The sequence below is a fragment of the Stenotrophomonas sp. YJH_SMC_4 genome (assembly GCF_059371575.1).
The window spans coordinates 26,497-45,061 of record NZ_JCAFUR010000007.1 but is presented as its reverse complement, the minus strand read 5'-3'; the positions used below and the strand labels follow the sequence as shown (position 1 = coordinate 45,061).

At 67.3% G+C, this 18,565-nt stretch carries 21 protein-coding genes; 11 read left to right on the top strand and 10 right to left on the bottom strand.

Features of this window, described 5'->3' with window-relative positions; translation table 11 throughout:
- Window positions 1–161 precede the first annotated feature (161 nt).
- Window positions 162–1,778, top strand: a complete 1,617-nt coding sequence (locus AC5P9F_RS12555; protein WP_005412097.1) for an EAL domain-containing protein — start codon at window positions 162–164, stop codon at window positions 1,776–1,778.
- 315 nt (window positions 1,779–2,093) lie between these two features.
- On the opposite strand, the gene AC5P9F_RS12550 is transcribed toward AC5P9F_RS12555, so the two are convergent.
- Window positions 2,094–3,278, bottom strand: coding sequence for an MFS transporter (locus AC5P9F_RS12550; protein WP_150359428.1), 1,185 nt, complete (start codon window positions 3,276–3,278; stop codon window positions 2,094–2,096).
- Window positions 3,275–4,453: a serine hydrolase domain-containing protein gene (locus AC5P9F_RS12545; RefSeq protein ID WP_005407878.1), complete on the bottom strand. Its 1,179-nt coding sequence runs from the start codon at window positions 4,451–4,453 to the stop codon at window positions 3,275–3,277. The genes AC5P9F_RS12550 and AC5P9F_RS12545 overlap by 4 nt, the downstream gene beginning before the upstream one ends.
- A gap of 229 nt (window positions 4,454–4,682) precedes the next feature.
- Between AC5P9F_RS12545 and AC5P9F_RS12540 the strand changes: the two genes are divergently transcribed.
- Together AC5P9F_RS12540 and AC5P9F_RS12535 are read left to right on the top strand one after the other, a co-directional pair.
- Window positions 4,683–5,582, top strand: coding sequence for a LysR family transcriptional regulator (locus AC5P9F_RS12540; protein ID WP_049459182.1), 900 nt, complete (start codon window positions 4,683–4,685; stop codon window positions 5,580–5,582).
- A gap of 225 nt (window positions 5,583–5,807) precedes the next feature.
- A complete protein-coding gene (locus AC5P9F_RS12535) occupies window positions 5,808–7,415 on the top strand; it encodes an ATP-binding cassette domain-containing protein (RefSeq protein WP_180881296.1) in 1,608 nt (535 codons plus the stop codon).
- A gap of 105 nt (window positions 7,416–7,520) precedes the next feature.
- Here AC5P9F_RS12535 and AC5P9F_RS12530 read toward each other — a convergent pair whose 3' ends face one another.
- Complete coding sequence (locus AC5P9F_RS12530; RefSeq protein ID WP_111189817.1) at window positions 7,521–8,846, bottom strand: GTP-binding protein; 1,326 nt, start codon at window positions 8,844–8,846, stop codon at window positions 7,521–7,523.
- Window positions 8,847–8,915: 69 nt separating this feature from the next.
- On the opposite strand from AC5P9F_RS12530, the gene AC5P9F_RS12525 reads away from it, so the two are divergent.
- A complete protein-coding gene (locus AC5P9F_RS12525; RefSeq protein WP_180881297.1) occupies window positions 8,916–9,302 on the top strand; it encodes a MerC domain-containing protein in 387 nt (128 codons plus the stop codon).
- An 82-nt stretch (window positions 9,303–9,384) separates the two neighbouring features.
- Here AC5P9F_RS12525 and AC5P9F_RS12520 read toward each other — a convergent pair whose 3' ends face one another.
- Window positions 9,385–9,669 (bottom strand): metal-sensing transcriptional repressor, encoded by a 285-nt coding sequence (locus AC5P9F_RS12520; RefSeq protein WP_005407873.1) that lies wholly within the window; start codon window positions 9,667–9,669, stop codon window positions 9,385–9,387.
- A gap of 48 nt (window positions 9,670–9,717) precedes the next feature.
- On the opposite strand from AC5P9F_RS12520, the gene dmeF reads away from it, so the two are divergent.
- Window positions 9,718–10,692, top strand: coding sequence for a CDF family Co(II)/Ni(II) efflux transporter DmeF (dmeF, locus tag AC5P9F_RS12515; RefSeq protein ID WP_005412090.1), 975 nt, complete (start codon window positions 9,718–9,720; stop codon window positions 10,690–10,692).
- 88 nt (window positions 10,693–10,780) lie between these two features.
- Here the strand turns inward: dmeF and AC5P9F_RS12510 are convergent, their stop codons facing one another.
- Complete coding sequence (locus tag AC5P9F_RS12510) at window positions 10,781–11,065, bottom strand: hypothetical protein (RefSeq protein WP_012478993.1); 285 nt, start codon at window positions 11,063–11,065, stop codon at window positions 10,781–10,783.
- Between the two features lie 90 nt (window positions 11,066–11,155).
- Between AC5P9F_RS12510 and AC5P9F_RS12505 the strand changes: the two genes are divergently transcribed.
- The 3 genes from AC5P9F_RS12505 (at window position 11,156) to AC5P9F_RS12495 (ending at window position 12,935) form a co-directional block, all read left to right on the top strand.
- Window positions 11,156–11,572, top strand: coding sequence for a hypothetical protein (locus AC5P9F_RS12505; RefSeq protein ID WP_043033953.1), 417 nt, complete (start codon window positions 11,156–11,158; stop codon window positions 11,570–11,572).
- A 69-nt stretch (window positions 11,573–11,641) separates the two neighbouring features.
- Window positions 11,642–11,965 carry a hypothetical protein gene (locus AC5P9F_RS12500; RefSeq protein WP_005412087.1) on the top strand — a complete coding sequence of 108 codons (324 nt, stop codon included), beginning with the start codon at window positions 11,642–11,644 and terminating at the stop codon, window positions 11,963–11,965.
- 127 nt (window positions 11,966–12,092) lie between these two features.
- Window positions 12,093–12,935, top strand: a complete 843-nt coding sequence (locus AC5P9F_RS12495; RefSeq protein WP_495231978.1) for a class I SAM-dependent methyltransferase — start codon at window positions 12,093–12,095, stop codon at window positions 12,933–12,935.
- A gap of 3 nt (window positions 12,936–12,938) precedes the next feature.
- Here the strand turns inward: AC5P9F_RS12495 and AC5P9F_RS12490 are convergent, their stop codons facing one another.
- Together AC5P9F_RS12490 and AC5P9F_RS12485 are read right to left on the bottom strand one after the other, a co-directional pair.
- Window positions 12,939–13,907: a polysaccharide deacetylase family protein gene (locus tag AC5P9F_RS12490; RefSeq protein ID WP_308679772.1), complete on the bottom strand. Its 969-nt coding sequence runs from the start codon at window positions 13,905–13,907 to the stop codon at window positions 12,939–12,941.
- A gap of 69 nt (window positions 13,908–13,976) precedes the next feature.
- The gene (locus tag AC5P9F_RS12485) at window positions 13,977–14,636 is read right to left on the bottom strand and encodes a hypothetical protein (protein ID WP_495231977.1); all 660 of its coding nucleotides are present in this window, start codon (window positions 14,634–14,636) and stop codon (window positions 13,977–13,979) included.
- Between the two features lie 133 nt (window positions 14,637–14,769).
- On the opposite strand from AC5P9F_RS12485, the gene AC5P9F_RS12480 reads away from it, so the two are divergent.
- On the top strand, window positions 14,770–15,450 hold the full coding sequence (locus tag AC5P9F_RS12480; RefSeq protein WP_495217856.1) for a hypothetical protein: 681 nt from the start codon (window positions 14,770–14,772) through the stop codon (window positions 15,448–15,450).
- Between the two features lie 132 nt (window positions 15,451–15,582).
- Here AC5P9F_RS12480 and AC5P9F_RS12475 read toward each other — a convergent pair whose 3' ends face one another.
- Window positions 15,583–15,756 (bottom strand): hypothetical protein, encoded by a 174-nt coding sequence (locus tag AC5P9F_RS12475; protein WP_495217857.1) that lies wholly within the window; start codon window positions 15,754–15,756, stop codon window positions 15,583–15,585.
- Between the two features lie 9 nt (window positions 15,757–15,765).
- Window positions 15,766–16,578 (bottom strand): alpha/beta fold hydrolase, encoded by an 813-nt coding sequence (locus AC5P9F_RS12470; protein WP_495217859.1) that lies wholly within the window; start codon window positions 16,576–16,578, stop codon window positions 15,766–15,768.
- 227 nt (window positions 16,579–16,805) lie between these two features.
- Between AC5P9F_RS12470 and AC5P9F_RS12465 the strand changes: the two genes are divergently transcribed.
- Both AC5P9F_RS12465 and AC5P9F_RS12460 read left to right on the top strand, forming a co-directional pair.
- Window positions 16,806–17,285 (top strand): DUF4440 domain-containing protein, encoded by a 480-nt coding sequence (locus tag AC5P9F_RS12465; protein ID WP_099524774.1) that lies wholly within the window; start codon window positions 16,806–16,808, stop codon window positions 17,283–17,285.
- Between the two features lie 76 nt (window positions 17,286–17,361).
- Entirely contained in the window at window positions 17,362–17,754 is a 393-nt protein-coding gene (locus tag AC5P9F_RS12460; protein ID WP_044571163.1) for an XVIPCD domain-containing protein, read from the top strand.
- A 27-nt stretch (window positions 17,755–17,781) separates the two neighbouring features.
- Here the strand turns inward: AC5P9F_RS12460 and AC5P9F_RS12455 are convergent, their stop codons facing one another.
- Entirely contained in the window at window positions 17,782–18,471 is a 690-nt protein-coding gene (locus tag AC5P9F_RS12455) for a hypothetical protein (RefSeq protein WP_099524772.1), read from the bottom strand.
- Between the last annotated feature and the right edge of the window lie 94 nt (window positions 18,472–18,565).

Below are 18,565 nucleotides of genomic sequence, written 5' to 3'. Positions count from 1 at the left end.
TGGGCCAATCCCGTCAAACTTGGCCGCTTTCATCACAATGTGACCGAATACCGGATTCATCCCATTCCGCCCGGCCCGGCGCCATGCTCAGATAGCCGCACCTGCCCAAGGATCGGCCCGACCATGCGCCCTGCCCCGCCCGCCCCGCTGGAGCCCCGGCCATGAGCCGGCTGCGCGTGATCATCGGCGGCACCGCACTGGCGCTGCTGGCCGCAGCCGTGCCGATCGCGGTGATGGCCTATGCCACCTGGGACCGTGCGGTCAGTGTCGAGCAGCAGCGCCTGCGCGACATCGCCGGCCGCACCCTGCGCCGCGCCGACCAGTCCTACCTAGAAGCGCTGGCCGCGTTGAAGTCCGCCGAGGCCGGCGCCTACGATCCGTGCGGGCCGGACCACATCCGGCGCATGCAGACGCTGGTGATGACCTCGCCGTCGGTCGACCAGATGGGCTACTTCGAGGGTGGCAAGCTGCGCTGCACGTCGTGGGGCCCGTTCCTGTCGGACGTCAACCAGCCCAGGTCCGACCACGTCACCAGTGATGGCGCCGGCATCGCCGTGGATGTGCGCCCCGAGGCAAGCGGACGGCGCCAGGTCCTGTCGATCCTGTATGGCAACTACGACGTGCTGGTCGATCCGCGCCGCTTCGTCGATGTCATCGCCGACCCGAACGTGCGCCTTGCCCTGGCCAGCCCGGACGGCCGCCTCCTGGCCAGGCAGGACGGCATGGATCCGGCATTGCTGGAAACCCTGCTGCGCGCGCCCGGTGAGGGCCTGGACCACAACACCCTGTACGCCACCGCGCGCAACGAAGAGTGGCTGGCGATCGCAACCACGCCGCGTACCGCGCTTGCCGCGACCTTCCGCCAGCAGGCCTGGCTGTTCGTGCCGATCGGCGTTCTGCTGGCCGCCATCGGTGCCGGCCTGGTGATCTGGCTGTCGCGTCGCCGCCTGTCCCTGCGCGGCGAGCTGGCCACGGCGATCCGCCGCCGCGAGCTGTACCTGCACTATCAACCCATCATCGAACTGGATACCGGCATCTGCGTCGGCGCCGAGGCGCTGGTACGCTGGCAGCGCCCGGATGGCACCCAGGTGCGGCCGGACCTGTTCATTCCGCTGGCCGAAGAGGCCGGCATGATCGCCGCAGTCACCGATCTGGTGATCGAGAACGTGGTGCGCGACATGCGCGAACTGCTGGTGGCCGACCGCAGCGCGCACATTGCGATCAACCTGGCCGCCGAAGACATCAGCAGCGGCCGTGCGCTGAAGATGATCTCCAAGCACATGGCCGGCAGCGGCATCCTGCCGCAGCAGATCTGGATGGAAGCCACCGAGCGCGGCTTCCTCGATCTGGACCGCGCCCGCACGATGCTGGCACAGGCACGTCGGGCCGGGCACAGCGTGGCCATTGATGATTTCGGCGTCGGCTTCTCCAGCCTGCAGTACCTGGAGCAGCTGCCACTGGATGCGCTGAAGATCGACAAGTCGTTCATCGATGCGATCGGCACCGAGAGCGCGACCAGCCCGGTGACGCCGCACATCATCGACATGGCCAAGGAGCTGGGCCTGTGGGTGGTGGCCGAGGGCGTGGAAACCGAGGCACAGCTGGCGTACCTGCATACCCGGAAGGTCGAGTTCGCGCAGGGCTGGCTGTTCTCGCGGCCGCTGCCACGGGATGAGTTCGTGGCGTTCCACCACAAGCGGCAGCAGCGCTATGGCGCGGCGCGGGAGCACATGCAGAATCCGCGCAGCGTGCCGATCGAGCGTGAGGGGGTGGAGTAGGACGGCGAACGGCGGAGCCCCTCGTGGCGGGTCGCGTATTGCTATCCCAGGGTTGGCCGGGACGGTCGGGTTCGCGGGGGACGCCGTAAACCCGTCCATGGGGGCTTGGCCGCGGCATCCATCCCGCGGACACCCCCGCGAACCCGACCGCCCCGGCCTCTGACAGGTTCCGGCGGCGTCCCGCCACGGAATCAACAGAAGAAGGCAAAGGCAAACGCGGGTCGCTGCGCTCGGTGGATCCCCGCCATGCGTGGATGGCGGGGACCACGGTAGTGCCGGCCGCTGGCCGGCACCTCCGTAACGTTTGCTCTGGGCCTACGCCCAGGCCTTCGGCCGTGCCAGCAGCCACGCCACGCTCACCGCCAGCAGCAGCAACGGCAGCCATCCCAACTGGTTCGGGCCGCCCGCCTGCAGCAGCACACCCCCTGCAACGCCTCCGGCGGCGATGGCGAGGTTCCAGCCGGTCACCAGCATCGACTGCGCCAGATCCGCGGCGGCACCCGCACGCCGTGCCAATGCGGTCTGGAACAACGTAGGCACCGCACCGAAGGCCACGCCCCACAGGATCGTCGCCAGCAGCAGCGCGGTCGCGTCGCCCGGCCACAGCAGCAGCGCCAGCACCGGCACGATGAAGCCGATCACCGCCGCCCACACCAGCGTGCGCAGATGACGGTCCACGCCCCAGCCGGCAATGCCGATGCCGGCGATGGCGGCCACGCCAAAGGCCAACAGCAGGCGGTCCAGCCACGGGCCGGCGCCGGCCTCCACCGCCAGCGGTTCGATGTAGGTGTAGAGCACGTTGTGCGCCAGTACGTACAGCACCATCACCGCCAACGCACTGCGCACGCCGGGCATGCGCCACACCGTAGCCAGCGGTATGCGCCGGCCAGCACCGGCGGCGGGCAAGGCCGGCAGTGCCCAACGCGCATACGCCAGCAGTCCCACGCCCAGCACGCTCATCAGCGCGAACGCCCAACGCCAGCCGATCTGCTGGCCCAGCAAGGTGCCCGCCGGTACGCCCAGTGACAGCGCCAACGGCGATCCGACCATCGCCACCGCGATTGCCCTGCCCTGCAGCGACGGCACCACCATACGCGCGGCGTAACCGGCCACCAGCGACCACAGCAGGCCACCACTCACGCCGGCCAGGAAACGCGCGGCCAGGATCAGCGGATAGCTGCTGCTCAGTGCGGTCAGCGTGTTGACCAGCACGAAGCCGGCAATCGCAGCGAGCAGCAAGGGGCGTCGCGGCAGGCGCTGGGTCAGTGCGGTCATCGGCAAGGCGGCCATCACCGAGCCCAGTGCGTACACGCTGACCAGCTGGCCGACCGCCGCATCACTCACGCCGAGGCTGTCGCCCATCGGCCGCAGTACACCGGCCGGCAGGGTCTCGGTCAGCAGCGTGATGAAGCCGCCACCGGCCAACGCCAGCAGGCCGGCCCATGGCAGGCGCGTGGCTTCACCGGCGGGACTGGCTGCATCGATGGCATGGCCGCTCATCGCACGGTCCCCATATCGGCATACACCGCATCGCGCAGTTGATCGACGAAGGCACCGTCCATGCCTTCGTAAAGGGTGTTGGTCAGCGCCACCACGCTCAGCCCGCGCACAGGATCAACAAACCAGCTGTGCCCGTAGGCACCGCCCCAACGCCATGTACCTGCGTTCTGCGGCGTGCCGCTTGCGGCCGCATCGCGCAGCACCGCAAAGCCCAGGCCGAAGCCCCAGCCGGCCGGTTCCGGCGGTCCCTGCTCGCCGACCTGCGGGCTGGCCATCTCCGCTGCCAGTGCGGACGGCAGGAGACCTGAACGCTGCACATCACGCAAGGCTTCCAGCACCGCCATCACGTCATCGGCAGTACCGACCAGGCCGGCCCCGGCCGAGGGGAAACGGCTGGCATCGGTGGCGCGCGCGAGGCTGTATTCGATGCCGACCGTACCCTCGAACGGAGCGACCACCTCGCCTTCCTGCAGGCGATGCGGCTGCGGCGCGTCGCTTACATAGGGCGTGGCCAAGCGTGCCGCGTTGCGCGCAGCAAAGGCGGTGTCGCGCAGGCCCAGCGGTGCGGCCAGCAAGCGCTCGTACAGTGCCTGCAGCGTTTCACCCGTCGCTGCTTCGGCAACGGCACCGGCAACGTCCACGCCCAGCGAGTAGAGCCATTGGCTGCCCGGCGCGAACAGCAGTGGCGCCTGCGCGATGCGGCGCACGTTGTCGGCCAGGGAGAGCGGGTTCGCGTCCAGGCCATCGCTGACCCCAGCGCGCGCATACGGGCCGTCGGCATCGGCTTCGAGGAAGCGATAGCCCAACCCGCTACTGTGGCTGAGCAGTTGGCGCAGGCTGATCGGCGGCGTGCTGCCGTCGGCCAGTGCCGGGCGGAAGTCCGGCAGCCAGCGCTGCACCGGCATATCGAGGTCGAGCACGCCCTCTGCTACCAGGCGCAGGATCACCGTGGTCAGCAGCGGCTTGCTCACCGATGCCAGCCGGAACAACTGGTCGCGCTGCATCGGCGTGGCCGTCTCGCGATCGGCCAGCCCGGTCGCGCTGGCGTGGCGCAGCACACCGTGCTCGCGCACCAGCACCACCGCACCGACCAGGCGCTGCGGGTGCACCTGCTGCAGCAGCCGCTGCACCGATGGCAGCGTCGGCGTGGGTTCAAGGGAAGGAGCGGCATTCATCGCGGGAATCCGTGGGGGAGAGGCCCGCCACGTTAGGCAGCACGGCGCAGCGCAAAAAGCCGGTTGCCGCTCCGGGCATCATGGACCGTGCAGTCCGCAATCGGCATGATGGCCGGAACTGCTAGGCCGTAACGGCCCCCACGCCACCCCGCACCACAGTGTTGCGATGGCGGAGCCAGCCGCTACGGTCGCACCAACCTACCCTGCCGCTTTCACTGCCCGCACGCCCATGTCAGTCCTGGACAACCTCGCCAACCTGCAGACCTTCGTGCACGCGGCCGATACCCGCAGCTTCGTCGAGACCGGGCGCCTGCAGGGCATCTCGGCCTCGGCCGCCGGCAAATGCGTTGCCCGCCTGGAACAGGCATTGGGCGTGCGCCTGTTCCACCGCAGCACGCGCAGCATCACCCTCACCGCCGAAGGCCAGCTGTTCCTGGCGCGTTGCCGGCGCATCCTCGACGAGCGCGATGCCGCACGCACCGAGCTGGCACAGCCGCACGCCACGCCTCGCGGCACGCTGCGCATCGGCCTGCCGTTGGTGGGCGACCTGACCCTGCCGCTGATGGCCGAGTTCATGGCGGCCTATCCCGATATCCGCCTCGACCTCGATTTCAGCGATCGGCTGGTCGACGTCATCGAGGAAGGATTCGATGCCGTGCTGCGCGTCGGCGAGCCCAGCGACTCACGCATGAACGCACGACGCCTGGGCGTATTTCCACGCCGCATCGTCGCCTCACCCGCCTACCTGCAGCGGCGCGGCACGCCGCGCACACCGGCCGATCTGATGCAGCACACGCTGCTGCACTATCGCTTCCCCAGTACCGGCAAGCTGGAACTGTGGCCGATCCACTGGCCCGACCAGGAAACACCGCAGGAGCTGCCGGTGCACATGGTGGCCAACACCATCGAAGCGCGGGTAGCGCTGGCACTGCGCGATATCGGCCTGGCGTTCGTGCCCGTGCACTCGGTGCGCGATGCACTGGCCGACGGCCGGCTGGTCACCGTGCTGGACGAGCATGTGCATTCCTGCGGCATCTTCCACCTGCTGTGGCCCTCCGGCCGCCACGTACTTCCGAAGCTGCGGGTGTTCATCGACTTCGTCAGCGCGCGCCTGGAAACCGTGCCGTAGGCGATCGATCCACCCCATGCCCGGCCCACAGTAGATTCACGCCATGCGTGGATGCCTTTGTAGAGTCGCGCCATCAAACCATTCAGCCAGCCCCGCTATACTGGCCGCTCATTCCTCCCAGAGGCTTGCGACCAATGCGCCATTGATGCCGCCGTCTTCCCACCAGACGGCCTGACTCTTCCCGCCCCTGCGCGCAGGGGAGAACCCGGCATCCATGGAGGTCGCATGACCCCGCATTCCCTCACGCTCGATCGCGTGTCGTACCGATTGGCCGACGGCCGCCCGCTGTTTTCCGATCTGACGTTTTCCTTCGAACCGGTCGCCACCGGCCTGGTCGGTGCCAATGGCGTCGGCAAGAGCGTGCTCGCACGCCTGCTGGCCGGACGGTTGCTGCCCGACACTGGCCAGGTGCGCGGCAGTGGCCGCGTGTTCCTGTTGCCGACGCCCGGCTATCCGCCCGCCGGCACGGTCGGTGAACTGGCCGGCGTCGGCGCGGAACTGGCTGCACTGCAACGCATCGAAGCCGGCAGCGTGGACGAGGCCGACTTCGCCTGCGTCGGCGACCGCTGGGATCTGCGCGAACGTCTGCAGCAGCAATGGCGGGCGCTTCGGCTGCCCGACGATCTCGATCCCGCCCAGCCGGCCGCGCGCCTCAGTGGTGGCCAGGCCATGCAGGTCGCGCTGTCCGGTGCCTGGGCCAGTGGTGCTGATTGGCTGATCCTGGACGAACCCAGCAACCACCTCGACGCACGCCATCGCCAACAGCTGTACGAACAGCTGCAGCAGTGGCGCGGTGGCCTGCTGGTGATCAGTCATGATCGCGAACTGCTGGCACACATGCAGCAGATCGTCGAGCTCGATGGGCGCGGGCTGCATCGTTACGGCGGACCGTGGCAGCACTATGCCGATGCGCGCGCCGCCGAGCGCGAAGCTGCCGCCGCTCAGCTCGACCATGCGCGCGCCCAGCACCGCCAGCAGCAACGCAGCGCGCGCGAACAGCACGAACGGCAACAACAACGCCAGGCGCGTGGTAACCGCGATGCGAAGCAGGCCAACCAGGCCCCGATCCTGCTCGGCCGGCAGAAGCAGCGCGCCGAGGCCAGCCACGGCCGCGCACAACAGGTGCAGGCCGAACGCCTGCAGGCCAGCGCAGAGCATCTGCGCGCAGCGGCATCGGCGGTGCACGCGGCGCCGGAACTGGCACTGTTCGCCGGTGCGGGTGACCGTGGCAGCACGCGCCTGCTACAGGCCGAGGCGCTGGTGCTGCCACATGGCTGCAGTGCACCGTTGCAGCTGGAGATCCGCCGCGGCCAGCGCATCGCCGTGGTCGGTGACAACGGCAGCGGCAAATCGACCCTGCTGCGTGTGCTGGCCGGCCAGCTGCCTGCACGCAGTGGCACCGTGCAACGGCATGCGCCACTGGCCCTGCTCGACCAGCAGCTGCTGGGGTTGTCCGGCGAGCGCAGCATCCTCGACACCGTGCAGGCCGCCAACCCGGGCGCGGACCCAGGCGAGCTGCGCACGCGGCTGGCCCTGCTCGGGCTGGATGCACAGCGCATCCAGCGGGCAGCCCGCAGCCTCAGCGATGGCGAACGCGTGAAAGGTGCGCTGGCCAGCGTGCTGTACGCCGATCCCGCGCCCCAGCTGTTGCTGTTGGACGAACCCGGCAATGCGCTGGATCTGAGCGCATTGCAGGCGTTGGAGGAACTGCTTGCGGCGTGGCCGGGCGCGCTGGTGATGGTCAGCCACGACCGGCACCTGCTGCAGGCATTGCGACCGACGCAGGTGTTGCAGGTCACCGCCAACCACTGGCAATGGCGCGACAGTCTGTAGAGTCAAGCCATGCTCGACTCCGCCATGCATCCATCCACGCATGACGTATCGACCAGGGGGTAGTGCCGGCCGCTGGCCGGCAACCCATGGATCCTCAATGCACCGTCAACGCTTCCACACCGGGAACGCCTGCGGCAACTGCTGCCACAGCAATGGCCCCGCACGCAGCTCCTGGTCGTTGAGCAGGCACGCATCCAGCTCCGCACGCACCGCGCGCTCATCCATGTGCACGCCAATCACCACCAGTTCCTGGCGGCGATCCCCCCACAACGGGTGCCAAAGCCGCTGCATCGCCGTGTGCGCTGCCTCATCCGGGAATTCTTCAGGCCCCGGGAGCGGCGCGCTCCAGCAATCGGCCTGCTGCCGCGCCCATCCGAGGTCGCTGTAAGGCAGCGGTGTCGGCGGCAACAACGGCGCGGTGTCTTCCAGCCCGGCCCGCACGCGGTCACGTGCGGCGTACCAGAAGCCCGCCGCCTGCGTGCGCGTCGCCGCGCCCACGGTGTTCAGCTCACCCACCCAGTCCATGCGGTTGGCCAGCCAGAACCAGCCTTTGCTGCGGATCACGCCGGGCATGCCGGACTGCAGCGCGCGGGCGAAGCGCGCCGGGTGGAACGGACGTCGCGAGCGGTAGACGAAGCTGCCGATGCCGTACTCCTCGGTTTCCGGTGTGTGCTCGCCCCGCAGTTCCTTCACCCAGCCCGGCGCACGTTGCGCACGCTCCATGTCGAAGCGACCGGTATCCAGCAGCTCGGCCAGCGGCACATCGCCGAAGCTGGACAGCAGCAGCTTCGCGTCGCGGTTCAGGCCACGCAACACGGCCAGCGTGCCCTGCAACGCTTCGTCATCCACCTGGTCCACCTTGCTGACCACGATCACGTCGGCGAACTCGACCTGCTCGCATAGCAGGTCAACCACACCTCGATCATCCTCCGGGCCGGCCTGCTGGCCGCGCTCGGCCAGTCGCGACGTCGAGCCGAAGTCGGCAAGGAACGCGCTGCCGTCGACCACCGTCACCATCGTGTCCAGCCGCGCGATATCACTCAGGCTGAAGCCATGTTCGTCGCGCACCGCGAAGGTGGCCGCCACCGGCATCGGCTCGCCGATGCCCGTCGATTCGATCAGCAGATAGTCATAGCGACCCGCATCGGCCAGGCGCCGCACTTCCTGCAGCAGATCATCGCGCAGCGTGCAGCAGATGCAGCCGTTGCTGAATTCCACCAGCGTCTCTTCAGTGCGGCGCAGCTCGGCGCCACCCTCGCGCACCAGCTGCGCATCGATGTTGACCTCGCTCATGTCGTTGACGATGACCGCCACGCGCAGGCCTTCGCGGTTGCGCAGGATCTGGTTGAGCAGGGTGGTCTTGCCGGCCCCGAGGAAGCCGGACAGCACGGTGACCGGAAGGCGACGGTCGGCGCGGGAAGCAGTGTTCATGTCGGAGCGGGTTGGCTGCGGAACGGAAATGTTACTGTATAACAATTGTTGCGCAAGGAACCTCCCGCGATGAAGTCGCCTTCTGCCGCCCTGCTTGATGCCGGCGCGGTCGCCCTGTCCAGCCTGTGCCTGCTGCACTGCCTAGCGCTGCCCCTGCTGGCCGCCGCGCTCCCCCTGTTCGGCACCTGGGCCGAAGCGGAATGGGTGCACCTGCTGTTCGTGGCCATCGCCCTGCCACTGACCGGCTACGCGCTATGGCGCGCCGAGCGCCGTCACCCGCTGCCCATACTGGCCTGGGCCGCCGCCGGCGTCGGTCTGGGCCTGTTGCTGGCCGGCGCGCTGGCCTTGCCCTCACACGACTGGGAAACGCCGATGACCGTCACCGGCAGCCTGCTGCTGGCCGCCACGCATATCTGGAACGCGCGGCACCGGCACGGGGGTAGAGTCGACTGTTAGTCGACTGCTCTTCGCTCGGGCTGCATAGAACCCCGCGCTTCGCGCGATAGTCGACTAACAGTCGACTCTACCGCCCCCCGGCCTATTTGCCGTAGCGGCGCAGCAGCTCCACCAGCACCGCGGCCTCGTCCGCCCGCTGCTGCGGGTCATCGGCACCCACCACGTGTTCCTGCAGGTGCTCGTGCAGCAGCTCCATCAGCAGGCTGTGGGCGGCACCGCGCACGGCGGCGACCTGCACCAGCACGTCCGCACAGTCGCCGGCTTTACCCTCGGGCTGGTCCAGCGCCTGCTCCAACGCCGCCACCTGGCCCGCGATGCGGCGCACCCGGGTCAGCAGCTGCTTTCGATTCTTGTGTACATGCGCCATGGCGGGATCATATACCCTATGGGGGTATCCACTCCAGCTACCGCCGTCATGCACTTGGACGCCCTCGCCGCCGCCCGTCGCCACGAACACCGCTTCGACGACGGCAACCCGCTGGCCGAACGCAATACCCGCCGCGCCCTGTGGCTGACCGTCGGCATGATGCTGGTGGAGATCGTAGGAGGCTGGTGGTTCAACTCCATGGCCGTGCTCGCCGACGGCTGGCACATGAGTTCGCACGCGCTGGCGCTGGGCCTGGCGGTGTTCGCCTACCGCTGCGCGCGCCGCTACGCGCACGACCCGCGCTTCGCCTTCGGCACCTGGAAGATCGAGATCCTGGCCGGCTACACCAGCGCCATCGCCCTGCTCGGCGTCGCCGCGCTGATGGCCGTGCAGTCACTGCAGCGGCTGTGGGTACCGGCGCCGATCCACTACAACGAAGCCATCGCCATCGCTGCGGTAGGCCTGGGCGTGAACCTGCTCTGCGCATGGTGGCTGCACGACAGCCCGGGCCACGCGCATCACCACCACGGGCATGACCATGGCCATCATCACGGGCATGACCACCAACACCACGATCACGGCCATGCGCACGGTCACGACCTCAATCTGCGCTCGGCCTACGTGCACGTGCTGGCCGACGCCGCCACCTCGGTGCTGGCCATCGTCGCCCTGCTCGGGGGCAAGCTGCTGGGCCTGACCTGGCTGGACCCGGTGATGGGCCTGGTCGGCGCCGTGCTGGTCACGGTGTGGGCTGTAGGCCTGCTACGCGACAGCGGCCGCATCCTGCTCGACGCGCAGATGGACGCACCGGTGGTGGCCGAAGTTCGCGAAGTGATCGAACAGGGCCCCTGGCCGGCGCGCCTGGCCGACCTGCACGTCTGGCAGGTCGGTCGCGGCAAGTACGCGGTCAGCGCCAGCGTGGTTACCAGCGACGCCCGCCTGGATGCGGATACCGTGCGCAACGCACTGGCGATCCATGAGGAGCTGGTGCATGTCACCGTGGAAATCCACCGCAGCACCTGACCCGCATCCGGTAGTGCAGGCCGCTGGCCGGCAACCTCATGGGCTTCGGAAACAATCCAGCGTTGCCGGCCAGCGGCCGGCACTACCGCTAGAGCTTCAGCATCATCCGCAGCAGGTACATCAGCAGCGGCAGCGCACTCAGCACCGCACCACCGATGCCGATCCACGGCCAGCGCTCGCCGCGCACGCGCGAGGCCACCGCCAGGCCGCAGCCCACCAGTGCCGCGCCCAGCACGCCCACGCCCAATCCCGCAGCCATGCCATTGCCGCCTGCGGCCACCGCCGCCTGCGCCGCCAATGTGCCGGCTCCCCAACCCACAGCGATCCCCAGCCAACTGGCCATGCCGCACCACGGTGCTTTGCCCTGCGCCATCCGAAAACCCCTTTGTTCTTGCCGAATTTCTGTACGGACCACGCCCGTGTGCTGCCTACACTAGCCGCACCTGCCCCGTCGGGACATCCCATGCGCATGCTCCGCCTGCTGCTGCCCGGTGCTCTCCTGCTGCTCACCGCCTGCGGTGGTAATGCCGGGCTTCCTTTCAGCGCCGACCCGTTGCAGGGCTGCTTCGCCACCGGCGCGCGCAAACCGGCCGACTTCCGCATCGACAGGGAAGGCGGCCAGTACTTCGTCTCCTTCAGCCGCGGCGACCAGTGGCAGCGCGAGCCGAATGCCCTGCACAAGGCCACCCGCAGCGAGATCAGCCGCTACTTCCGCGATGACGCCGAGCAGGTCGACAGCGCGTTGATCCGCATGGCGGGCGGCTTCGGCATCTTCCACTTCAACAAGGACGCGACGTTGAAGGGCAAGGCCAGTGATAGTGACTACATGGCGTTGATGCTGATCGGTGCTGGGCCGGTGTATGCGGTGAAGTGCCCGTAAGGCGCAATGATTCTGATGGCGGCTCAGGGCACTATGGGCGCATCCTGTCTTCTTTGAGGAGCGATGCCAATGCTGCTGTTTCTGCTGCTTGCGGTAAGCGCGCCGAAGACCCAGGGGGCCTATGACGAAGTCCGGCAGCTGCCCGATGGCCAGACCCTGATCATGCGCACCCTGGACTGGGATCTCGGTGATGGTCGCCACGAGCGCGTTACCGTGCATTGGCTGCTGCAGGAAGACGGCAGCCTGCGCTACGACTTTGATCGGCAGCCACCGGAAACCCAGGACGTCCATCGTCGGTCGTGCGCGCTGCAGGGCATGCAGCCCTCGCGCGGCGTCAACATGATTTCAGGACAAGGAGCCACGCATGGCTTCAGCTGCACCAGCCAGCGGTAGCGCCGAGCCCACGCTCGGCTCCACCCGTCTACATCCACGCATGGCGTGGCTCTACTGCAGCAGCCACACGTGGCCCCGGCAACAGCTGCGGTACCATGCCCTCCCCCGAACCGCCCCGGTACCCGCCGTGCCCCACTACACCGGCCCCCTGCTGACCCGCGACAGCGCCGACACCCTGCGCCGTGCCCATGACAAGGGCGCTGCCGACTGGCAGGGCTCGCTCGACCTCGGCCGCAGCGAGGACAGCGTGGTGCTGGATGACGACGGCTTCCACTTCCGTGGCCAGCCCTACCCGTGGCCGGGCAAGCTGAAGGACCGCACGCTGTACTACTGGGACGGCGAGGACTTCGCACCGATCTCGCGCTACAGCGGCTCGCTGATCAAGCTGGTGCCGACCGAATGGGGCGCACCGACCTTCGAGGTCGACGGCATCAAGATGCTGCCGACCTCCAAGCTGTCACCGTTCGAGGACGCGCGCCGCAAGGTCGAGCTGGTCGCCCCGGCCGGCAAGGTCATCCTCGATACCTGTGGTGGCCTGGGCTACTTCGCCGCCTGCGCGCTGGAGGCCGGCGTCGGCCAGATCCGCTCGTTCGAGAAGAATGCCGACGTGATGTGGCTGCGCACGCTCAACCCGTGGTCGCCGGATCCGGACTCGGCTGCGGCCGGTGGCCGGATGCAGTTCAGCCACGGCGATGTCTCGCAGCAGATCGAACAGGTGGCCAGCAACAGCGTCGACGCGATCCTGCACGACCCGCCGCGCTTCGGCATCGCCGGCGAACTGTACTCGCAGGTGTTCTACGACCACCTCGCCCGCGTCATCCGAAAGGGCGGTCGCCTGTTCCACTACACCGGCGCGCCGAACAAGCTGACCAGCGGCCGCGACGTGCCGCGTGAAGTGGCCAAGCGCCTGGAAAAGGCCGGCTTCAAGGCCGAACTGGCGCTTGACGGCGTGCTGGCCGTCAAGCGCTGAGCCTCATTCCGAGTCCACCTTCGCCAGCTTCATCACCCACTTCGGCACTTCCGGTTCACCGGCGTAGAAGTCCTTCGGTTTCTTCTCCGCCATCGCCCAGCGGTGCAGCCAGCTCGGGCCGTAGCGACCGCTGTAGCCCTCGGCGCCCCGCGCATAGGCCGGGTCACGCATCGCTTCGTCCAGCGAAATGAAGCGATAGCCGCGCCGCTTCGTCGCCGCCACCAGTTCGGCGAACGTGGCTGCATTGAGTTCGTTCGCATGCATCAGCCAGACCTGCGGCAGCGCGTAGCCCAGCAGCGCCTGGGACTGCTTCTCGTAGTAGTCCAGCTTGTTCAGCATGTACGGCACATAGCCCTTGCGCAGCTGCGCCAGCGTCGCCTCGCGCGCCGGGGAATCCGGCTTCTCGTTCATTACGTTGGCATAAGCGAACGCCCACACCCACTCGCCGTTGTCGACCGTCACGGGTGCCACGCGGTAGCCATGCTGCTTGAAGAACACGTCCATCTGCGCGCGTTCTTCCGGCGTGCGCCCGGCACGCAGATAGGGGTGACGCATCCACTGCGGCTTCAGCCCGCGCTCGGCCAGCAACGGCCGCAGCACCGCCTCGCCACGCAGGAAATCCTGCTGGAACGCAGGCACGCCCTTGGCGTTCAGGTCCATGTGCGAGTAGGTGTGGTTGCCCAGCACATAACCGGCGTCCAGCCAGTCGCGCAGCATCTGCACCCGCGCCGGCTGCACCTGCCCATCGATCTCAAGCTTGTTCTCGTTGACGAAGCCAACTACCGGCACACCCGCCTGGTGCAGCTGCGCCATCAGCGCTTCGTGCCGCGCCTGAAGATCCGGCGGAACGATCTCGTCCACCCGCGCCCAGGGCAGGTCGTCGATGGTCACCGCGATCCGGCGATCCACTTCAGCGGCGTGTACCGCCAACGAGCAGAGCAGTAGCGGTACAGCACGCAGCAACCAACGCATCAGCACATCCTTGCAGGAGCGAAGCGCAGACTGTAGCGCGATTGCGGGCGCGTGGTCGGTCACACCCCCTCAGGGGCTGGGCGACTGCACCTGACGTTCGCGCACGATCGCCCGCCACAGCATGAATCCTGCAGCCATTGCCACCAGCATCAACGCGACCAGCACCAGGGCAAGGTCATCGGGATTGCGCAGCAGCGGCGCATGCTCATGGGTGAGGATCTCGAACACCACCTGCTGCGACTGTGCCAGCGGCAGCCGGCCCTGCTCGCCCAGTTCAACCAAGCAGGCGGCCGGAGACAGCTTGGCCACGCTGGTCCACGCCATGTCGTACAGGTGCAATGCCCTGAGCGCCAGCGCCAGGATCGCGGCGTGCAGGGCCATCACCCCCCAGTTGGCGCGTCGCAGGCGTTCGGACAGGCGACCCAGACGGTAGACTCTGATCGACATCGCGCCCAGCAGCGCCAGTACCACGCCTGCCATCGGAATCCACTGCAACGGTTGCCATGGTGCAAGCGCAGCGGACCGCGCCAGCAGCTGTTCTGCGACCTGCATGCGCGCGACAGGATCAGGCCCACCGCATGCGTCATCCACCGGCTCCAGCAGCAATCCCACGCGGTAGTGGAAGAAGCCGGCTGCAAGGGCTACCGCCAGCAGCGCCACCACCTGCAGTGCCAGCAGAATCGGGCCAGGACCACAGATACGACAGAAGCGGGCAGCAGCAGAGACCATCGGTTCATCCGTGACAACAAAGGACCATCCTAACCAAGCGCCCTGTGCTTGTCGGCTGGCGGATACGACAACCGACGCGTGGTCCCGTTAGGATGTGGATGAGCATGGATGGTCGCATGTAGAGGTGTTGTGGATGGTCACGCTGTATCTGTGGGTGCGAACGCTGCTTCCGCTGCTGGCGTTCGTGATCGCGTGGATGCTGCTGTCGCGCCTGATCAAGGCCCGCGTGGCGCGCCTTCCACGGGTGCCCTTGAACCTGCCCGAGCACAGCAGCAGCCCGCGCAGGAAGGACCGGCGCGTCTACGCGCGCAAGCTGCGGCGCAGACCGGGCCTGCGCACCGCAACGCGCCCGGCCACCGCGCCGCGCAGCTGGAATCTCGCGGCGGTGTTCGTTTCGTTCTCTGCGTTGATTGCCGCCGTGCTGGTCATGCCGGATGGCGCGCGCTTCCAGGTCATGGTCGAGAGCATCACCGGCTACCCAGCCACGATTGCTGAGGTACATATTCCCGCTGCCCGGCAGCCCCTCGTGCTGCAGGCGTGGCAGCCCGCACTGGCGCAGCTGTCGCGGCCGGTAGCGATGCGCTACCCGATCGGGCGCACCGGCGGCGAGCATGAGGCACATGCAACGTTGCCGGTGCAGGTGAGGCATCAAGGTGATCGGCTGCAGGTGGCTACGGCCCTGCCGGTGGATGCCGAACGGCTGCGTGCAGAGCTTGCGGGCCTGGCTGGGCTGCCAGTTGAGGCCATCACCGTCCGCCAGAGCGAGATCTCACCCTGGCTGGAACCCGGCTGGAAGCCGCTGGCCGAACGGTAGAGCCGAGCGCGCAAGCCAGCATGGCTCTGCACTACACGCAGCACCGGGCCCAGGCCAGGCCGCTGTTGCAGTAGATCCACGCCATGCGTGGATGGACGCAGTGCGGAGCCGAGCATGGCTCGGCTCTACAGATCAGGGTCCCCGCGGCAGCTTCGCGGCCCACATGTTGTCGACCAGGTTCGGGTAGCGCCGCCCGTTCTCTTCCGCACGCTGCCGCGCCGCCTCTTTCTGCGCAGGTGACAGCGGCTGCGAGACCTGGCCCTTCGGGTTGGGCTTCTTCCACGGTGGCATTTTCTGTTCGCGCATGGCCGCAGCTTACCGTTTCAGGAAGTTCAGCAGTGCCAGATTGAAGTGGTCCGCATGGCTGGTATTGCACCCATGTGGCGCGCCTTCCAGGATCACCACTTCGCTGCCCGGAATGGCCCGGTGCGTGCGCTGGCCAGAACCTTCAAACGGAACGATGGCATCGCTGTCGCCGTGTAGGATCAGGGTTGGCACTGTGATCTTCTTCAGATCGTCGCGGAAGTCGGTGGTCGCGAACGCGTGCATGCAACCCAGCGCCGCCGTCTGGTCGGATTGATGGCAAAGCGCGATTGCGGCCTGGCGCTCATCCTCGGTCACCATCAGCTTGCCATCGGCGCTGAAGAAATCGCGGGTGAAGCCATCGAAGAACGCCTCGCGATCCTTCTCCAGACCGCTGCGCATTTCGTCGGCCTTGTCCTGTGTGAGCGGACCTTCCGGATTGTCCTCGCCGCGCAGCAGATACGGCGGCACCGCTGCTGCAAACACCACGCTGTGCAGGCGCTCTTGCCCGTGATTGGCCACATACCGCGCAACCTCACCGCCGCCCATCGAGAAACCGACCAGGGTGACGTCGCGCAGGTCACGTTCCTCGATCACCCCGGCCAGATCCGCAGCCAGCGTGTCGTAGTCGTAGCCCTCGGCGGGCTTGTCGGAACGGCCGAAGCCGCGGCGGTCGTAGCTGATCACCCGGTGTTGGGCGTCGCGGAGGATCGACACCTGCGTCTTCCATGCATCGGCGGACAGCGGCCAACCGTGAATCAGAATGACTGGTCGGCCGTCGCCACCGGTGTCTTCAACGTGCAGGCGGACGCGGGAAGCAGGCATGGAACCTCCTGTGGAAGGGGAGATTTTCAGGCTACGGGCCGGCCCCTATCGCGGCCGTGATGGAATCGCCGGTCGCCATGACATCCCCTGCACAGACTACGGCCCCGACGCTGGAGCCGAGCCGCCAATGCGGGCATTCACTCCATGGAACGGCCGTTTCGTCGGACGCCGGCTGCAGCGCCCCGAACGCCATGCGAGCCTGCGTGAACCCTCCTTGGAGCTTCGCCATGCTGCTGCTCACCCTGCCCCTGCTGGCCGCCGGCCTCGCCGCCGCACCCGCGCCCTCCGATGACCTGCGCGAGCAGATCCGCCAGGCCGACACCCAGCTGTTCGCCGCCGCCTTCGAAGCCTGCGATGCCGACAAGGCCGCCGCGATGACCACCCAGGACATGGAGTTCTTCCATGACAAGGACGGCAAGTCGGCCAGCAGCCGCGAAGACTTCCGCCGCAGCGTGGCCAACATGTGCAGCAATGCGCGCAAGGGCGGCTGGAGCCTGCGCCGCGAGCGGGCGGAGCCTTCGCTGCAGGTGTTCCCGCTACACGACGAGCGGGCGCTGGAGATCGGCGACCACCGCTTCCATGAACGCGGCAAGGACGGCGTGGAGCGCTGGGTGGGCCAGGCCCGCTTCATCCAGGTCTGGCGTCGCGTGGACGGGAGTTGGCTGGCCGAACGGGTGATCAGCTATGACCATCGGCCGGCAGACTGACCCGTCGTGCGCACTTAACGGGCCGGATCTATACTTGGGGGGTTCACCCACGACCCACCGCTACCGTTCGATGGCCATGGCCGAGATCACCCCCAACCACCCCGACTATGGCCTCAACCAGCAGGTCCGCCAGGGCGTGGCCGCACTGGATGCCCAGCACGGCCGTGCGTTCGACCAGACCAGCGAGCGTCTGACCGCCAGCCTGACCGTGCTCGCCCGCGAGCAGGGCCTGCAACAGGTCGACCACGTGCTGGTCAGCAACGCCACGGCCCAGCATCCGGCCGGGCACAACGTCTTCGTGGTGCAGGGCGACCCGGCCAATCCGGCGCACCTGCGCGCGATGATGCCGACAGCTGTGGCGGCGCAGACGCCGGTGGAGCAATCGATGCAGAAGCTGGGGCTGGGTGTGCAGCCGCAGGTCGAGGTGCAGGCGCACGAAATGCAGCATCCTGCGCCTCGGTTGGGGTAAGCAGGCGCGGAAGCGGTTTCTCTCCCGCTATTTGAACTCTGAAACGAGCAGGCCTACCCGCTTCAGGACGTCTCTGGCCTGGGTGACATAGCTGCTCACCGTCAGTCGATCCAACGGAAGCATCTCGCCGTGCTTCTTCGCCGGCAGCAACCTTCCCGCCTGCTGAAGACGGAATGCCTCGTGGTCCTTCTGGATGTTGATGGATGACACCTTTCCATGGACCTTCAGCAGCTCCAGCACGCACACATGGAAGACCTGTGGCCTGCATTGTGAGATGAACTCCTCAATGGACATCTTCGGGTCGACGAAGTACGGCTTGAACCGTTTGAAGAGTCCCTTCCTTGCACCGTCCTCCAGGTTCTTGATGTAGGCATCCAGCGGAACGTCGATGTTCGAGAGATCATGGATGTACTGGTTCCTGATCTCTGCAACGGCCTTGAACATCGATTTCTGTTCACTGTCGATGATGTTCATCTTGCGCAGAAAATTGATCCTCACTTCCTGCGGGAGATTGCTGATCACATCGAATATCAGCGGCTCGCGCAGGGCATCGACGACGGCCCGCGTGAAAACGGCCTCGACGAGCTGCGCCAGCTTCGAGATGAAGCTCCACGAGTCTTCTTCTTTGTAGAGCGCTACGGCGAATCCCTTCGGTATCGCCAGCTCTTTGTTCAACCTTTCAAATGCGAGCTCGACGAACGCGGTATACGTACTCATTGGATAGCCTCCCCTGGAAGGCTGAAGACGCTACATGTACCGCCCCACTGCAACAAGCGCTGCCCCTGCTTTTGCAACACTTCCTAGTCCAGCG

What these genes read in the sequence shown, in the direction of transcription:
- dmeF (WP_005412090.1), top strand. Translation starts at nt 9,718, where the DNA reads ATGCACTTGGACGCCCTCGCCGCCGCCCGTCGCCACGAACACCGCTTC.
- AC5P9F_RS12545 (WP_005407878.1), bottom strand. Translation starts at nt 4,453, where the DNA reads ATGAATGCCGCTCCTTCCCTTGAACCCACGCCGACGCTGCCATCGGTG.
- AC5P9F_RS12555 (WP_005412097.1), top strand. Translation starts at nt 162, where the DNA reads ATGAGCCGGCTGCGCGTGATCATCGGCGGCACCGCACTGGCGCTGCTG.
- AC5P9F_RS12465 (WP_099524774.1), top strand. Translation starts at nt 16,806, where the DNA reads ATGCTGCTGCTCACCCTGCCCCTGCTGGCCGCCGGCCTCGCCGCCGCA.
- AC5P9F_RS12510 (WP_012478993.1), bottom strand. Translation starts at nt 11,065, where the DNA reads ATGGCGCAGGGCAAAGCACCGTGGTGCGGCATGGCCAGTTGGCTGGGG.
- AC5P9F_RS12470 (WP_495217859.1), bottom strand. Translation starts at nt 16,578, where the DNA reads ATGCCTGCTTCCCGCGTCCGCCTGCACGTTGAAGACACCGGTGGCGAC.
- AC5P9F_RS12500 (WP_005412087.1), top strand. Translation starts at nt 11,642, where the DNA reads ATGCTGCTGTTTCTGCTGCTTGCGGTAAGCGCGCCGAAGACCCAGGGG.
- AC5P9F_RS12455 (WP_099524772.1), bottom strand. Translation starts at nt 18,471, where the DNA reads ATGAGTACGTATACCGCGTTCGTCGAGCTCGCATTTGAAAGGTTGAAC.
- AC5P9F_RS12550 (WP_150359428.1), bottom strand. Translation starts at nt 3,278, where the DNA reads ATGAGCGGCCATGCCATCGATGCAGCCAGTCCCGCCGGTGAAGCCACG.
- AC5P9F_RS12540 (WP_049459182.1), top strand. Translation starts at nt 4,683, where the DNA reads ATGTCAGTCCTGGACAACCTCGCCAACCTGCAGACCTTCGTGCACGCG.
- AC5P9F_RS12520 (WP_005407873.1), bottom strand. Translation starts at nt 9,669, where the DNA reads ATGGCGCATGTACACAAGAATCGAAAGCAGCTGCTGACCCGGGTGCGC.
- AC5P9F_RS12485 (WP_495231977.1), bottom strand. Translation starts at nt 14,636, where the DNA reads ATGGTCTCTGCTGCTGCCCGCTTCTGTCGTATCTGTGGTCCTGGCCCG.
- AC5P9F_RS12460 (WP_044571163.1), top strand. Translation starts at nt 17,362, where the DNA reads ATGGCCGAGATCACCCCCAACCACCCCGACTATGGCCTCAACCAGCAG.
- AC5P9F_RS12475 (WP_495217857.1), bottom strand. Translation starts at nt 15,756, where the DNA reads ATGCGCGAACAGAAAATGCCACCGTGGAAGAAGCCCAACCCGAAGGGC.
- AC5P9F_RS12535 (WP_180881296.1), top strand. Translation starts at nt 5,808, where the DNA reads ATGACCCCGCATTCCCTCACGCTCGATCGCGTGTCGTACCGATTGGCC.
- AC5P9F_RS12490 (WP_308679772.1), bottom strand. Translation starts at nt 13,907, where the DNA reads ATGCGTTGGTTGCTGCGTGCTGTACCGCTACTGCTCTGCTCGTTGGCG.
- AC5P9F_RS12530 (WP_111189817.1), bottom strand. Translation starts at nt 8,846, where the DNA reads ATGAACACTGCTTCCCGCGCCGACCGTCGCCTTCCGGTCACCGTGCTG.
- AC5P9F_RS12505 (WP_043033953.1), top strand. Translation starts at nt 11,156, where the DNA reads ATGCGCATGCTCCGCCTGCTGCTGCCCGGTGCTCTCCTGCTGCTCACC.
- AC5P9F_RS12480 (WP_495217856.1), top strand. Translation starts at nt 14,770, where the DNA reads ATGGTCACGCTGTATCTGTGGGTGCGAACGCTGCTTCCGCTGCTGGCG.
- AC5P9F_RS12525 (WP_180881297.1), top strand. Translation starts at nt 8,916, where the DNA reads ATGAAGTCGCCTTCTGCCGCCCTGCTTGATGCCGGCGCGGTCGCCCTG.